Here is a 14864-nt window from a genome sequence, read left to right on the forward strand (position 1 = left end):
TCACCATAAACGGTAAGGCACGTTGTTCAAGCCCGTCTTGCCGGACGTGCAATACACATCGTAGACATCGTCGCCCTCGCGCGGCTCGGCCGCTTCGCTGGCGTAGCTGCGCTTGCCCCACGTTTGCGCGTCGCTCAGACCAGCGTCGCCGTTGAACGGGTCGCGCGGCACGCGGCGCAGGAAAAACAGTTTGCTGCGCTTCGGGTTGCGCTGGTCCGGCACGCCCTCGACCAGCAGTTCCAGGCTTTTCGGATAACCGCTGGCGTCGGGCGCGCGCAGAATGCGGCCCTCGTCGCCAGCCCGTTTATAGGCGTCGAGCCCCTGGCGGATGTCGCGCAGCGCGCGCCGCAATTCCTGCTCCTGGCGCCGCTGCATCGTCACCTGCGTGACGGGGATCACCAGGGTGGCCAGCACGCCCAGGATGGCCAGGGTCACCAGCAGTTCGATCAGGGTGAATCCGCCCTGCGCGCGCGTCACGCTCATTTGGCGGGCGGCGGCACCACCGGCACCGGCTGGCTCGACGACAGCGGCAAGGGTGCCGCCTGCAGCGGTACGGGCTGGCCCGACGATATCGGCAAAGGCGACGCGGCCGGCTCGGGCGACGGCGCCACTTCCGGCGCCGCCACGCTCTGCGGCAAGGTCGATGGCACCTGGCCCGGCGTCATCATCGGCTGCGCCGGCGCCGGCTGCATGCCGACGGCCGACGGGCCGGAACGCACGATGACCGTGCCCGGCATCTGCGTGGGCGCCTTGGCCGCCATGTCGGGACGGCGGCGGAAGCTGCCTTCCGTGCCGGCAGAGAATTCCGATTCCTTCGCTTCCGGACGCTGCACGGTGCGCACCAGGTGCGGCGTGATCGACAGCACGATTTCCGTCTTCTGGCTGTCGTCCTTGCTGCTGCCGAACAGCCGTCCCAGCACGGGGATGTCGCCCAGGCCCGGCACCTTGTTGCCCGAACTGCGCTCTTCATTGTTGATCAGGCCCGCCAGCACCTGGTTTTCGCCATCCTTCAGTTGCAGCATGGTCGAGGCCTGGCGCGTGCCGATCTGGTACAGGGTCGAGCCGCTGCGGGTGGTGGTGGCCGCCCCCAGGTTGCTCACTTCGAGCGAAATGCGGATGCCCACTTCATTGTTCAAATAGATGGTCGGCTCGGCGTTCACCGTCAAGCCCACGTCCAGGTAACTGATCGACTCGGAAGCGAAGCCGCCCGTGCCCGGCGAAATGGTGGTGGTCACCACGGGCACCCTGTCGCCGATGACGAACTTCGCCTTTTCCCGGTTGCGCACGCGGATGCGCGGGTTGGCCAGGATATTCGCGTCGCCATCCGTCTTCTTGGCATTCGCCGTCACGGACAGGTCGCTCACGCCGATGGTGCGCTGGTTCAGGTTATTCAGGTCGTTGATGGTCAGCCCCACGCCGCCCGAAGTGGAAAGTGGCGTCAGGGTCAGGCTCGATGGCCAGGCCACGCCCAGTTCCATCAGGCGGCTGCGCTTGACTTCGAGGATTTCCAGTTCCAGCACCACTTCCGCTTCGGGCACGTCCTGCAGCGCGATCAGGCGCTCGGCCAGGCGGATCGCCTCGGGCGTGTCGCGCACGATGACGAGGTTGAGCTTTTCATCGGCCACCACGTCGCGCGTCTTCAAAATGGTCTTGAGCGTGTTGGCCACCTGCTTGGCATCCGCGTTCGCCAGGAAGAAGGTCTTTACCAGCACTTCCTGGTACTCCTTCAATTTTGCCGCCACGTTCGGGTAGATCAAAATCGTGTTCGCATCCATCACCTGCTGCTCCAGCTGGTTCGTCACCAGCAGGAAGTAGACGGCCGATTCCACCGTGCTGTTTTTCAGGAAGATCGAGGTTTTCGCGTCCGCCTTGACGTCCTTGTCGAAGACGAAATTGAGTCCCGAGCGGCGCGCGATCAGCTCGAACACCTGTTTTAACGGCGCGTCGCGGAACTCGATCGTGATCGGCTGCTTGTACGATTTGGCCAGGCCCGATTCGACCACGGGCGGCGCCGTTTTTTCATCGACCTCGCGCAGCAGCGCGCGCGCGCCGGCGTGATTCGGCTGCTCCGTGAGGATGGCGTTCAGGCGCTGGCGCGCGGGGTCGTAGCGCTTGGCGTCAAGATCCTTCTGCGCTTCGGCCAGCAGCTTGCCCTGGCGCTGCTCGCGTTCGAGCGCGCGCAAGCCGCTGCTGGCGCGTTCGTTCTGCGCATCGATTTCCAGCACGCTCATGAAGGAGGTGCGCGCCAGGTCGCCCTGTCCCGCCTGCGCCTGGCGCTCGGCCTGCTGCAAGCGGCTGCTGGTGGCCCGTTCGCGCGCCTGCAGATACGCGCTGCGGTATTGCGCGTTGCCGGGGTCCTGCTGCAGCGCCTCCTGCAGTTTTTGCAGGCCGGCCGGGATCTGATCTTGCGCAATCAGCTCGCGCCCGTCGCGGTAAGCTTGCTGCCCCGCGCAGCCGGACAGCAGCACCAGCAACGCCAGCAAAGGCGCCGGTGAAAAGGAACGAGACATCACTCGAGTACTCCAATGTTGAGCTGCTGAACCTGGTTCAACGGCAGATAGGTGAGCGTCATGACGGGCGGCGCGATCGTCACGACCTTGTAGGCGCCATCGATGACGGTATTGGCGCGCACGATATACGTCTTGTCGGCGCGCGACAAAAACACTTCCCAGGCACCGTCGGCGGCCGCCTTGCCCAAGTAGACGAAGGGCAGCGGCGGCGCCGTCGGCGGCGGTGGCGGCGGCGCAGCCGTCACCGCCGTTTTCGGCGGCGGCGGATTCCAGTTCTGGCTCTGGAAGACAGCGCCGGCGCCGCCAAAGGTGTCGCCATCCTCGCCCGCCACTTCGCTGCGCGGCAGCAGGGCCAGGATGGCCGGCTGCGCTGCCTCCGCTTTGCCGGCCGGCTTACGCGCGGGCGCGACGGCCCGCTCCACCGCCTCGGCCACGTCGGCCACGGGCTGGCGCTCGTCGAACAGCAGCAAGGCGCCCGCGCCCAGCACGCCGGCCAGCATGAGCCAATGGCGTGGGGTCATGGTGTTTCTCCCGCAACGCCAGGCGTATCGGTCAGATAAAAGGTCAGGCGCAGGCGCGCCTCGAGTTGCGTATCGGCGATCTGCTCGCGGCGAAAACTCAGTTCGTCGAGCGAGGCAAAGGGGACGGCGCGCAGCGCTTGCAGCGCGAACTGCCATACGGCCGCATAACTGCCCTTCAGCGGCAAGGTCACCTGCCAGGTGGCGACACGGCTGGCCTTGTCGTAGCCGCTCTTGTATTCGCCCTGCGTCAGCAGCAAGCCGTTTTTCGCGGCCAGGTCGAACAGCTGCTTGACCTGCTGCTCCGCATGGCGCTGCTGCCCCAGGGCGGCATAAAAACGGGCCAGGTTTTCGCTGGCCGTCGCCGGCGGCGCCAGGGCCGCCACGGCCAGCGCTGGCTGCGGCAAGGGCCGCGCTTCCAGCTGCGCCGCCACGGCGCGCTGCTGCCATGCCCACGCCCAGGCGGCGATCCCCAGTGCGAGCAAAAGCACGGCCAGGCAGGCGGGCACGCCCAGGCGACGCAGCAGCAGTTGCGCGCGCAGGCGCAAGATATTGATATCGATGGCCGTCATGGCGTGCCCCACTGCGCTTGAAGCTGGAAGCGCAAAGGTTTGTTCGGATCGAGCGCGTTGATTTCATGGCGCAGCAGCTGCACGCGGGAGCCGAACAGCTCCTGCTGCTTCAATTGCGCGATATAGGCCACCATGGCGTCGCTGCCGGTCGTTTCGGCCGTGATCTTCAGCACGCGCTTGCGCGCGTCCGGCTCCAGCGCCAGCAGCGCGATGGCGGGCGGCGTGGCGCTGGCCAGCGCATCCTGCAGGTCGCGCCACGGCAGGTTCAATTGCAGGATGGCCGCATTCACGGCCGCCGCCTGCGCCGGTGCGATGGCCATTTGCGGCGCAGGCGCCGGGCCCAGCGTGGCGGCCAGCACGCGTTGCTGCGCGCGCTGCAACTGCCCCTCGCGCAGCTGCTGGCGCTGCAGCGCAGCGCTGCCGCTGTACGCCGCCGTGACGACCAGCACCATGCCCAGCGCCCCCGTTCCCCATGCCCAGGCGGGCACGCGGTGCAGGCTGCGGCGCCAGCCAGGCGGCGCGAAATCGATATCGAGGCGCGTCATGCCACGCCTCCGCTGCGCCAGCCGGGCGGCCGGCGACAAGGCGCCTTCCCCGTCCGGCGTGGAAAAAACCTGGCAGTGGAACTCTTTTGTCGGCGTCAGCCATGCGGGCGGCGGCGCGCCGCACAGCTGCAGCAGCGCCGGCGCGGTCACGCCTTGCAGCAGCGCCTCGCGCGCCAGCGTCTGCACCAGCCAGTCCCTGTCGGCACCAGCCGGCACGGGCAGCGCGCGCACGGCGCACAGGCGGCCATCGTGCCGCACGCCCAGGGTCAAGGCGTTTTCCTGCAACTGGCCGAACCAGGCGCCCGGTTTCAATGCGCCGTGCCAGCGGTTCCAGTGGCGCGCGAATTGCGGCGTAATAAAAATCAAAGCCAGCTTGCGTTCGGCCGCCACGCGCGTCAGCTGCGCCAGCAGCGCACGCGGCACGGCGCAGAAAAACGGCACGCGCGCATCCCAGGCACTGCTGCTGTGCCACAGGCCGGGCGCATCGCCATACAGCGACTGGAAGCGCAGCGCGGCGGCCGCCTCGATGTCGGCCAGACGCGCGGCGCCCTGCGGCAGGTCCACCTGCCACAGGCGCGCCAAAGCGTCGTCGAGCACCACGGACAAGGGCCAGCCCGCGTATTGGTCCGTCGGCAGCAGCCGCTCCAGCAACTGCGCCAGCGCCTGGCCCAGGGCGGAAAAATCGCCATGCAGGCCATGAGCGACGTCCGGCACATACGCGGCTTCGCCCAACGGCGTCCAGGCGGGCGCGCGCCAGCGGCTGCCCCGCCACAAGCTCAAGCCATCCGCCGCCACGCCCAGGCGCAATCCCTGTCCAAATCTCCCAAATCTCAACTTCGCAAAACCGCTACGCATGCAGGGTGACCCTCTTGATTTCCGTGATGGTGGTGGCGCCCCGCTTGACCAGTTCCAGCGCCGCCAGGCGCAGGCTGCGCGTGCCGTTCGCATACGCGGCCGCCTTGATCTGGCGGATCGGTTTTTTATCGACGATCAGTTCGCGGATTTCATCGGTCAGCACGAGAATCTCGGCGATCGAGCGGCGTCCCTTGTAGCCCGTGCCGCGGCAGTCGCCGCAGCCCTTGCCCTGCTTGAATTCATAGCCTGCCACGTCGGCGCGCGCCAGGCCCACGCTGGCGAGCTCCGCGTCGTCGGGCGTGTAGCCGGTGGCACAATGGGGGCAGTTGGTGCGGATCAGGCGCTGTGCCCAGATGCCGTTCAGGGCCGAGACGAAGGCATACGGATCGATGCCCATGTGCGTAAAGCGGCCAAACACGTCGAACACATTATTCGCATGCACGGTGGTGAGCACCAGATGGCCCGTGAGGGCAGATTGCACGGCAATTTCCGCCGTCTCGCGGTCGCGGATCTCGCCCACCATGATTTTATCGGGGTCGTGGCGCAGGATCGAGCGCAAGCCCTTGGCGAAGGTCAGCCCCTTCTTTTCATTCACGGGGATTTGCAGGATGCCGGGCAGCTGGTATTCGACGGGGTCCTCGATGGTGATGATCTTTTCGCGCCCGTTATGGATTTCCGTCAGCGCCGCATACAGGGTCGTCGTCTTGCCCGAGCCCGTGGGACCGGTCACGAGCAGCATGCCGTAGGCTTCCTGGGCCAGCGCGCGCAGGGCTTCGAGCGAGGGCGCGTCAAAGCCCAGCGCTTCCAGGGTCAGCGCGCCGTAGGCCTCGATCATGGCGCGCTTGTCGAGGATGCGGATGACGGCGTCCTCGCCATGGATGCTGGGCATGATGGAGACGCGCAAATCGATTTCGCGCCCGCCCGCCTCGACGCGGAAGCTGCCGTCCTGCGGCACGCGGCGCTCGGCGATATCGAGTTCGGCCAGCACTTTCAGGCGCGAGATGATGTGTTCTGCCACTTCGATGCCGTTGACGGACGTGGCGTGATCGAGCACGCCGTCGACGCGGTATTTGACGGCCAGGCCGCCGGCCGTGCTTTCCAGGTGGATGTCCGAGGCGCCCGCCTTCAGGGCGTCATACAGGGTCGAGTTGACCAGCTTGACGGCGGGGCTGGCCGCTTCCGACACGCTGGCGAACGACAGCACGGCCGCCGTCTTGCCGTCGCGCCGCGCATCGTTCGCCGCGCCGGGCAGCAGGCTGTCGACGGCGCGCGCCGATTCTTCCTGCTTCGACAGGTAGGCGCCGATGTCGGCCTGCAGCGCCAGGCGCACGTCCAACACGCCCTGCCCCGCGCGCGCGCCGAGCCAGGTTTGCAGGTCGAGGTCGAAGGGGTCGGCGATCACGCCCAGCAGCTGACCGTCGGCGGCGCGCAGCAGCACGCTGTGGCGCGCCAGTGCCTGCGACAGGGGCAGCACATCGAAGGCGGGAGACAAGGCCAGCATGTCGGCCGTTTCCAGCACGTCCAGGCCGAACGGGAGCGCCAGTGCGCGCACCACGGCGCGCGCCTCGATGCCGCTCAGTTGCTGCAATTCCTCGACCAGGCTGCGCTTCGATTGCCGGCTCAGGATGCGCGCATGCTGCAGCAGCGCGGGGTCGATGGCCGCGATGGCCGCGGTGGATTCGGCTGCGCTCTGCATCATGAAATATCGCCGGCAAGGTCAAAGATGGGCATGTACAGCAGGATCACGATGGCGCCCACGACCAGGCCGATGGCGGCCATCAGCAAGGGTTCGAAGGTGCGCGTAAACCGGTCGATCCAGCGGCTGATTTCGCCGTCGTAAAAGGCTGCCGACTGCGTCAGCATGGGGCCCATGTCGCCCGTGCGCTCGCCCACGCGCAGCATGCGCAGGGAAATCGGCGTCGTCAATTGATGTTGCTCAAACGCGGACGACAGCGGCTGGCCCGCCTCGATGGCGCCGCGCGCGCCTTGCAAGGATGCCTGCATGCCCGGCGAGACCATCGCTTGCACGGTGGAAATGGCTTGTACGATGGTAATGCCCCCTTCGGCCAGCATGCCCAGGGTCAGGTACAGGCGCGACAGTTCATAGATGCGCACGCGCTCGCCGATGCCGGGCAGTTTCGCCAGCAGGCGCGCCACGCCGCCATGGCGCAGCGCGCGCCGCACGGCAGTGAACACGCCGCTGCCGGTGATCAGCAGTCCGAGCAACAGCAGCACGCCATGCTGCGTGACGAACTGGCCCCAGCTGAGCATCACTTGCGACATCCACGGCAGATTGCGCCCGGCGCCCTGGTAGACCTCGGCGAAACGGGGCACCACATAGCTGATCAGAAAGGCGCTGACGCCGCCGCCCACGGCCAGCAAAATAGTCGGATAGATGGCGGCGCTGACGATCTTGCCACGCACCGTATCGATGCGCTGCTGGTAGTCGATGTAGCGCGACAGCGCGCGCGGCAAGTCGCTCGTGCCCTCGGCCGCCTTGACGATGCCGATATACAAGGGGGGAAACAGTTCGGCCTGCTCTGCCAGCACGGCGGAAAAGCGCTTGCCTTCGCGCAAGCCTTCCAGCAGGCGCGTGAGCACGCTGCGCGTGGCCGGCGACGCTTCCTTTTCCAGCAAGGCTTCCAGCGCTTCGACGATGCCCAGCCCCGCTTGCAGCAGCGCCAGCAATTCCTGGCTGAACAGCAGCAGGGGTAAGGCCCGTGCGCGCTGGCGCCCGGCCGCGCTGAACGGCGTGGCCCGCACGGGGCGGATGGCGCTGACGAACAGGCCGCGCGCCTCGGCCTGGCGGCGCGCGTCCGCCTCGTCGCGGCCGTCGATCACGCACGTATGCAAGGTAGCTACGGCCTGGTCCGTGGAAAGCGCGCGTACTTCAAACTGCATGATGGCTTGTCCGTAGGAAAAAGAATGGCGCTGGCGCTATTGCGAGCTGATGTCGGCGTTTTCGCCGCTGCCGCCGGGCTGGCCATCCTTGCCCATCGAGACGATGTCGTACTCGCCCTTGCTGCCGGGCGCGCGGTATTGATACGCATGGCCCCAGGGGTCGAGCGGCACGGCTTTTTTCAGGTAAGGGCCATTCCAGCGCGTGCCGGCGGCGGGCGGCGCGGCCAGCAGCGCGGCCAGGCCTTCTTCCGTGGTCGGATAGCGGCCCACGTCGAGGCGGTAGGTGTCGAGCGATTTTTCAAACGCCTCGATCTGCGCCTTGGCCACCGTCACTTCGGATTTGCCCAGCTGGGCGAAATACTTGGGGCCCACATAGGCCGCCAGCAAGCCGATGATCACGATGACCACCAGCAGTTCGAGCAAGGTAAAGCCGCGCGTATGGCGCGTTGCCGCAAGGTTCTGCCTGTGTGCTGCATGCATCCGGTAACTCCTTATTGCCTACCTTCAATACATTGCGTCGCTGTGCGCGGCGGATGACCACGCACGGGCGACACGCGCTTGCCTGATGCTTATCAGCCTACCATGCCGGTTATGGTTAATACAATCTTTTCTTTGCTCTGTGAACAACAAATTCCTGCGGAAACCATCCAGTGTGTACGAAAGGGCCACGGCGCCGCGCGCGCCTGACTGGCTAGTCAATTATTCAACTATTTTCAATGCGGAAACTATCTACTTTTGGTTGTCAAACCATAGTAAATGATGAATTTTATTCATTCATTATTTGTAACTTTCAAATTAAATTTGAAAGAATATCAAACAATGTAATTGCCTCTTTTGCTATAGTAAAAATCAATTTTCTGCGCATGGGTCCGCGTTGATCCTATCCGGCCGCGCAGGAAAGAGCATCCAAGACAGCATCCAAGACGCAAAACATATTGCATCCGACATAATCACCAAGGGAAAATTCATGACTCGTATTGTGCATCCGAAGGCAACTGCCGCAGCAAGTCCTTTCTCGGCCAAGCAGTGGACCGGCGCCGCCATCCTGGCCCTGTCCGCCGCCTGGGCTCCCGCCGCCGTCGCGGACGTGATCAACTTCGATAATCTCGACAGCCAGTTCGTCGGCCACGGCGACTCGCTGGAATTCAAAAATTTCCTGCTGACGGGCCTCTCAAATGCCGACGGCGCCAGTAATGGCGACCTGGTCGGCGCAGTCTTCGACGGCACGGACCCGGCCGCCTGCGGCATGGCGTGCCCGACCAACAATACGAGCAATTACTATGCGGCCCTCAACGACGGCATCGTCTACCTGGACCCGCTGAAGACGGGCGGCAGCGTCAGCCTGCAGGGCTTCGACGCCAGCTTCATCGGCTATGCCCAGGGCGTCACCTATCCGGCCGTGGCCGGCCTGCTGCGCGTGCAAGGCTTCTATGCGGACGGCTCTTCCCTGTATGAAACGTACCAGCTGGGCGGCCCGCTCGGCGGCAACTTCCAGTTCCAGCGCTACAGCACCAGCGCCAACTTCGGCAGCCAGCAATTCGCCTCGCTGGCCTTCTTCGGTTTCACTTGCAACACGGCCGGCAGTTGCAACGCCTTCAGCAGCAACAAGGGCCAGTTTGCACTCGACAATATCGTCGCCTCGGTACCGGAGCCATCGACCTACGCGATGATGCTGCTGGGCCTGGCAGGCATCGGTTTCGCGGCGCGCCGCCGCCAGCAAGCCTGATTTATCCCTTTCGATTCCCGCTACCGTCACCAGGAAACCCGACATGACATTCCGTCCCGCCTTGCGTCCTATTTCGCTCGCCGTGCTGAGCCTGTTTGCCAGCCTCAGCTTCCAGGCCCACGCCGACGACCTGCGCCGTCCCTACATCGTGCAACTGACCGACAAACCGATCGCCTCCTACACCGGCTCGGTGGAAGGACTGGGCGCCACCCAGCCTGCCGCCGGCGGCCGCCTCGACCTGGCCAGCGCGCAAGTGCAGCTGTACGGCGACTACCTTGAGCAGAAACAGGCCCGGGTACAAGCCCTCGTCGCCGCCGCGCCCGTGCAATACCAGTACAAGATCGTCCTCAACGGTTTCTCCGCCCTGCTGACGGACGCCGAAGTGCGCCAGCTGCAAGCGAGCGGCGAAGTGGCCAGCATCGCCCCCGACGAGCCCCGCGCCCTGCAGACGAACTACACGCCCACCTTCCTGGGCCTGGACCAGCCGGGCGGCCTGTGGAGCCAGCTGGGCGGCAAGCAGCATGCGGGCGAAGACATCATCATCGGCATCGTCGATGGCGGCGTGTGGCCGGAAAACCTGTCGTATGCGGACAAGGTCGACGCCAACGGCGCACCGACCTTCGACCCGAACGCCACCCTGGCCTACGGCGCCGCGCCAGCCGCCTGGAAAGGCAGCTGCCAGACGGGTGAAGGCTTTACGCAAGACCATTGCAACAACAAGCTGCTCGGCGCGCAGTATTTCAACGCCGTGCGCCTGACCGAGACGGACAAGATCCAGCACTGGAGCGAATACACCTCGCCGCGCGATTCCATCGGCGACCCGAATGGCGAAGGCGGCCACGGCACGCATACCTCATCCACCGCGGGCGGCAATGCGGGCGTGCCCGTCACCGTCGGCGGTTCGCCGCTGGGCGCCATTTCCGGCGTGGCGCCGCGCGCCCGCCTGTCCGTCTACAAGGTGTGCTGGTCCTACAACCTGGCCACCCAGCCGACCGGCGCGAAAAACGGCTGCTACGGCGGCGACAGCGTGGCGGCGATCGAAAAAGCCGTACAGGACGGCGTACACGTGATCAATTACTCGATCAGCGGCGGCGGCACCGTCAACGACCCGGTCGAGCAAGCGTTCCTGCACGCGTCGAACGCGGGCGTCTTCGTTGCCGCGTCCGCCGGCAATGCGGGGCCAGCCAATACCGTGGCCCACGTCAGCCCATGGATCACCACCGTGGCCGCTTCGACGCACAACCGCGCCAACCAGGCCAAAGTGACTCTCAGCAACGGCGCCAGCTACACGGGCGCCTCGCTCAACTACAACCCGCTGCCCGCCACCACCCTGATCCGTGCCCAGGATGCGGGCTTGCCCGGCGCCGATGCGCAAAAACTGGCGCTGTGCTACCGCGCCGGCGACAACGGCGGCGTGGCCCTGCTGGACCCGGCCAAGGTGGCCGGCAAGGTCGTCAGCTGCCTGCGCGGCACCACGGCGCGTACCGACAAGGGCGTCGCCGTGCTCGAAGCGGGCGGCGCCGGCATGGTGCTGGTCGACACGGGCATCGGTCTGGTATCCGACCCGCACGTGCTGCCGGCCGTGCACGTGAGCGCCGCCGATGGCGCGCTGATCAATGCCCAGGCGCAAACGGGCACGGCCACGGCCGCCATCTCGCGTTTCGTCACCAACGGCAACGGCCCCGCCGCCCCCGTGGTGGCCGACTTCTCGTCACGCGGGCCGAACCTGTACGACGCCAACCTACTCAAGCCGGACGTCACGGCCCCTGGCGTGGACATCCTGGCCGGCGGCACGCCTGCCCTGTCGCGCGCCCAGCGCGACGCCGTGCAGGATGGCAGCCTGGTGCCGCCGCAAGCCTACATCTTCCTGCAAGGCACTTCGATGGCCAGCCCGCACGTGGCCGGCCTGGCCGCCCTGCTGCGCCAGCAGCATCCGGACTGGAGCCCGGCCGCCATCAAATCGGCCCTGATGACGACCGGCAGCACCACCCTGCCCGACGTTCAGGCGGGCGACGCGCGCGGCATCCTGCCTTGGGGCCAGGGCGCCGGCCACGTGACGCCGAACAAGGCGACCGATCCCGGCCTCGTGTATGACGCCAGCCTGGCCGACTACAAGAAATACATGTGCGGCGTCGGCATGACGGCCGAATGCGCGGGCGGCACCCTGGCCGGCTACAACCTGAACATGCCGTCCATCACCATCGGCAACGTGCTGGGCACGCAGACGGTGACGCGCCGCGTCACCAACGTGGGCAGCAGCAGCGCCACCTACACGGCCAGCGCCTCGGTCAGCGGCTACAGCGTGGCGGTTTCGCCTGCCACCCTGGCGCTCGCGCCGGGCGAAACCAAGTCCTTCACCGTGACCCTGACGCGCACCACGGCGCCGGACAATGCCTGGCAGTACGGCGCCCTCGTGTGGAGCGACGGCGTGCACACGGTGCGCAGCCCCGTCACGGCCCGCTCGGGCCGCGCGGTACAGTCGCCGGCATTGCTGCAGGCCGACAAGGTCAGCGGCCTGCGTTCGCTGACCCTGTCCACCGGCTTTGCCGGCAAGGTGGGCGCGGCGACGGGCGGCCTGAAGGAAGTGGCGCGCAGCGAGCAAACCATCAGCCAGGCCGCGCCGGGCAGCGTCGACACGCTGGAACAGATGGCTGCCGCGTGCAAAGCGGGCGGCAGCGGCGTGCGCGCGGTCAATGTCAGCATTCCCGCCAGCACCGTCGTGGCGCGCTTCGAAATTTTCGACCGCGACACCACGGAGGGCGCCGGCAATGACCTCGACCTGCTGCTGCTCAACAGTACCGGCGCAACCGTCGCCACCTCGGCCACGGCCGGTTCGAACGAGTCTATTACCTTGACCACCCCGGCGGCGGGCAGCTACAAGGTGTGCGTGATCGGCTACGAAGTGGCAAATGGCGTGTCGACCGGCTTCGGCCTGTCGTCGGCCGTCGTCACGACAGCCGACAAGGGCGGCAACCTGAAAGCCACCCTGCCCAGCAAGGTGTACGTGGGCGGCAGCGCCACGGCCGGCGTCAGCTGGTCGGGCCTGGAAACGGGCAAGCGCTACCTGGGCGGCGTAGTCTTCCTCGATGGCAACAACGCGGCCGCGTCCACCACCGTGCTGTCGGTGGAGACCAACAACCCGCTGCCGCTGGCCGTCCCCAGCCAGCGCAACGTGAAGGTGGATGCCAAGCTGTAACGGCATCGCTCCAGGCAGTAACACAACGCGCCCTGCGGGGCGCGTTTTTTTTGCGCGACGCGCGTACAATCGGCGCATGGGCGCCATGCGCCAAGGGAGCTTGCATGTCCGCATTTCGCCTCAGTATTGCCATCCTGGCCGGCATGGCCAGCGTCCATGCGCTGCCTGTCGCGGCGCAGGCCGCCGCGGCGCGGCTATCGTATCTGGTGCAATTGCGCGCCCCGCCGCTGGCCTCGCAGGCGGATGGCGTACATGGGCTCGATACGAACAGCGACGCCGCGCGGCGCTACACGGCCCAGCTGGAAGCGCAGCAGCGCGCGGTGCTGGCGCTGGTACCGGACGCCCCGGTGCAATACCGCTACAAGGTGGCTTTCAACGGCTTTGCCGCCATGCTGACGGCGGACGAAGTGGCGCGCCTGCAAGCGAGCCCCGACGTGGCGCGGGTGTCGCCCGGCAGCATCGAACACACGCAGGATGGCGGCGGCAACGGCAAGAATACAATACAGGATCAGCGTTAATGGCTGAGCAGGCGCAGCGCGATGCCGCGCGAGACGGCTTGCGTGCGGTTGCTCACGCCCAATAATTTATAGATGCGCTGCAAATGGCTTTTCACGGTGGTGCCGCTGATGCCGAGGATTTGCCCCACCTCGTCATTGCTCTTCCCCTCGCGCACCCAATGCAGTACTTCCAGCTCGCGCGCACTGGCCGCGCGCGTGGCGCCCGGCCCGGCCAGGGGCGCACGTGTACTGCCTGGCAGCGCCAGCCAGTGCAGGTGCAGGTAGGGCAGCAGCAATTCCAGCGCGTATGCCTGGCGTGCCGCGTCCACGGTTCCCATGGCGAACAGGGCAAAAAAGCTGCCGCCCCCCTCACCCACGCTGCCGTGCACCAGCACGCCGTCGATGACGCCCGCCCTTTGTCCGCCCGCGCGCCAGACCAGCGCCAGGCGCGCCAGCTGGCCGTGGCGCTCGCGCAGCTGCGCGTGATCAGGCACGATGCTGTGCCAGGCTTCGCTGCGCAGCACGGCCCCGTCGGCGCCCAGCTGCGCGCACATTAATAAGTCGTGCGGCAACAGCGTTTGCAGCGGCCCCTGGCTCCACAGAAAGAAATCGCCGGACTCGGCGATGCCATGCGCGCCGAGTATGGCGTGCAGCAGGTATTCCTGCTCCCGCCCCGTCAGCAGCATCATGCGCACACGGCGGCATCAAACGCCAGATAGCGGTAGCCGCTGCCGCGCACGGTTTCGATGCGGTGGCCGCAGCCGCCCGGCTGCAGCGCGTGGCGCAAGCGCCCAACGTGGGCATCGACCGTGCGCTCGTCGAGGTACGCCGCATGGCCCCACACCTGGTCCAGCAGTTGCGCGCGGCTATGCACGCGTCCGGGATGATCCATGAGGAAATGCAGCAATTTGAATTCCACGCGGCCCAGGCTGACGGGCACGCTGCCAGCCGTCACGCGCAGCGTATGCGGGTCGAGCCGCAAGACGGTGGCGCCGGCCGTGTTTGCGCCTGGGCGCCAGGCCGATGGCGTGCGCCGGCGCAGCAGCGCGTGCACGCGGGCCAGCATTTCACGGGGACCGAAAGGCTTGCACAGATAGTCGTCGGCACCGCTTTCCAGCGCCAGCACCTTGTCCTGTTCGCTGTCGCGCGCGCTGGCCATGATGATGGGCAAGTCGCACAGCTGGCCATCCTGGCGCAACTGGCGCAGCAAGGTAATACCCGAGGCGTCCGGCAACTCCCATTCCAGCAGCAGCAAGTCGGGCGCATCCACGGCCATCAGCGCCTGCGCGCCGCGCGCGTCCGGGGCGCAGCTGACCCGGTAGCCGGCACCTTCAAGGTTATGCAGCAACAAGGCTTGCATGGCGGGCGCGGGATCGAGCAGCAAAATATGACGGCGCATGATGCATCCTTCCGAAAAAGTTGGCAGCCCTCCATGAAAAACTAGACGGCCCGACAAGTTTTTGACTATGCATCAAGCGTAAAACGCTGACCAATACAATTTAGTTTCCTGATTTATAGCTATTGCGACTAAATAGGCGAAGCAC

At 66.4% G+C, this 14864-nt stretch carries 13 protein-coding genes; 3 read left to right on the forward strand and 10 right to left on the reverse strand.

What is annotated here, in order from left to right:
- From AC1RBA_RS14855 to gspG, 8 genes are all read right to left on the reverse strand, one after another.
- Positions 1-483 (reverse strand): type II secretion system protein, encoded by a 483-nt coding sequence (locus AC1RBA_RS14855; protein ID WP_070221381.1) that lies wholly within the window; start codon positions 481-483, stop codon positions 1-3.
- Positions 480-2510 carry a secretin GspD/PilQ domain-containing protein gene (locus AC1RBA_RS14860; RefSeq protein WP_492419305.1) on the reverse strand — a complete coding sequence of 677 codons (2031 nt, stop codon included), beginning with the start codon at positions 2508-2510 and terminating at the stop codon, positions 480-482. The genes AC1RBA_RS14855 and AC1RBA_RS14860 overlap by 4 nt, the downstream gene beginning before the upstream one ends.
- Entirely contained in the window at positions 2510-3031 is a 522-nt protein-coding gene (locus AC1RBA_RS14865; protein WP_492418841.1) for a hypothetical protein, read from the reverse strand. The genes AC1RBA_RS14860 and AC1RBA_RS14865 overlap by 1 nt, the downstream gene beginning before the upstream one ends.
- Positions 3028-3600 carry a hypothetical protein gene (locus tag AC1RBA_RS14870; RefSeq protein WP_070312106.1) on the reverse strand — a complete coding sequence of 191 codons (573 nt, stop codon included), beginning with the start codon at positions 3598-3600 and terminating at the stop codon, positions 3028-3030. The genes AC1RBA_RS14865 and AC1RBA_RS14870 overlap by 4 nt, the downstream gene beginning before the upstream one ends.
- The gene (locus tag AC1RBA_RS14875) at positions 3597-4925 is read right to left on the reverse strand and encodes a hypothetical protein (protein ID WP_492418843.1); all 1329 of its coding nucleotides are present in this window, start codon (positions 4923-4925) and stop codon (positions 3597-3599) included. Before AC1RBA_RS14875 ends, AC1RBA_RS14870 begins: the two co-directional genes overlap by 4 nt.
- A gap of 67 nt (positions 4926-4992) precedes the next feature.
- Positions 4993-6699: a GspE/PulE family protein gene (locus AC1RBA_RS14880; protein WP_492418845.1), complete on the reverse strand. Its 1707-nt coding sequence runs from the start codon at positions 6697-6699 to the stop codon at positions 4993-4995.
- Positions 6696-7901 carry a type II secretion system F family protein gene (locus AC1RBA_RS14885; protein WP_492418847.1) on the reverse strand — a complete coding sequence of 402 codons (1206 nt, stop codon included), beginning with the start codon at positions 7899-7901 and terminating at the stop codon, positions 6696-6698. Before AC1RBA_RS14885 ends, AC1RBA_RS14880 begins: the two co-directional genes overlap by 4 nt.
- Before the next feature lie 36 nt (positions 7902-7937).
- A complete protein-coding gene (gene gspG / locus AC1RBA_RS14890) occupies positions 7938-8381 on the reverse strand; it encodes a type II secretion system major pseudopilin GspG (protein WP_492418849.1) in 444 nt (147 codons plus the stop codon).
- A 487-nt stretch (positions 8382-8868) separates the two neighbouring features.
- On the opposite strand from gspG, the gene AC1RBA_RS14895 reads away from it, so the two are divergent.
- The 3 genes from AC1RBA_RS14895 (at position 8869) to AC1RBA_RS14905 (ending at position 13341) form a co-directional block, all read left to right on the forward strand.
- Entirely contained in the window at positions 8869-9627 is a 759-nt protein-coding gene (locus tag AC1RBA_RS14895) for an NF038120 family PEP-CTERM protein (RefSeq protein WP_492418851.1), read from the forward strand.
- 43 nt (positions 9628-9670) lie between these two features.
- The gene (locus tag AC1RBA_RS14900) at positions 9671-12823 is read left to right on the forward strand and encodes a S8 family peptidase (protein ID WP_492418853.1); all 3153 of its coding nucleotides are present in this window, start codon (positions 9671-9673) and stop codon (positions 12821-12823) included.
- Positions 12824-12927: 104 nt separating this feature from the next.
- Entirely contained in the window at positions 12928-13341 is a 414-nt protein-coding gene (locus AC1RBA_RS14905; protein ID WP_492418855.1) for a protease inhibitor I9 family protein, read from the forward strand.
- On the opposite strand, the gene AC1RBA_RS14910 is transcribed toward AC1RBA_RS14905, so the two are convergent.
- Both AC1RBA_RS14910 and AC1RBA_RS14915 read right to left on the reverse strand, forming a co-directional pair.
- Positions 13338-14009, reverse strand: coding sequence for a LuxR C-terminal-related transcriptional regulator (locus AC1RBA_RS14910; RefSeq protein ID WP_492418857.1), 672 nt, complete (start codon positions 14007-14009; stop codon positions 13338-13340). The genes AC1RBA_RS14905 and AC1RBA_RS14910 overlap by 4 nt on opposite strands.
- Positions 14006-14719, reverse strand: a complete 714-nt coding sequence (locus AC1RBA_RS14915) for a winged helix-turn-helix domain-containing protein (protein ID WP_492418859.1) — start codon at positions 14717-14719, stop codon at positions 14006-14008. Before AC1RBA_RS14915 ends, AC1RBA_RS14910 begins: the two co-directional genes overlap by 4 nt.
- Positions 14720-14864: the final 145 nt, after the last annotated feature.

Source organism: Janthinobacterium sp. GW823-FHT03B06 (assembly GCF_058796955.1).

Bases quoted from the DNA above. Each gene is read 5' to 3' on its own strand.
- AC1RBA_RS14855 (WP_070221381.1), bottom strand. From the start codon at position 483: ATGAGCGTGACGCGCGCGCAGGGCGGATTCACCCTGATCGAACTGCTG.
- AC1RBA_RS14860 (WP_492419305.1), bottom strand. From the start codon at position 2,510: ATGTCTCGTTCCTTTTCACCGGCGCCTTTGCTGGCGTTGCTGGTGCTG.
- AC1RBA_RS14865 (WP_492418841.1), bottom strand. From the start codon at position 3,031: ATGACCCCACGCCATTGGCTCATGCTGGCCGGCGTGCTGGGCGCGGGC.
- AC1RBA_RS14870 (WP_070312106.1), bottom strand. From the start codon at position 3,600: ATGACGGCCATCGATATCAATATCTTGCGCCTGCGCGCGCAACTGCTG.
- AC1RBA_RS14880 (WP_492418845.1), bottom strand. From the start codon at position 6,699: ATGATGCAGAGCGCAGCCGAATCCACCGCGGCCATCGCGGCCATCGAC.
- AC1RBA_RS14885 (WP_492418847.1), bottom strand. From the start codon at position 7,901: ATGCAGTTTGAAGTACGCGCGCTTTCCACGGACCAGGCCGTAGCTACC.
- gspG (WP_492418849.1), bottom strand. From the start codon at position 8,381: ATGCATGCAGCACACAGGCAGAACCTTGCGGCAACGCGCCATACGCGC.
- AC1RBA_RS14895 (WP_492418851.1), top strand. From the start codon at position 8,869: ATGACTCGTATTGTGCATCCGAAGGCAACTGCCGCAGCAAGTCCTTTC.
- AC1RBA_RS14900 (WP_492418853.1), top strand. From the start codon at position 9,671: ATGACATTCCGTCCCGCCTTGCGTCCTATTTCGCTCGCCGTGCTGAGC.
- AC1RBA_RS14905 (WP_492418855.1), top strand. From the start codon at position 12,928: ATGTCCGCATTTCGCCTCAGTATTGCCATCCTGGCCGGCATGGCCAGC.
- AC1RBA_RS14910 (WP_492418857.1), bottom strand. From the start codon at position 14,009: ATGATGCTGCTGACGGGGCGGGAGCAGGAATACCTGCTGCACGCCATA.
- AC1RBA_RS14915 (WP_492418859.1), bottom strand. From the start codon at position 14,719: ATGCGCCGTCATATTTTGCTGCTCGATCCCGCGCCCGCCATGCAAGCC.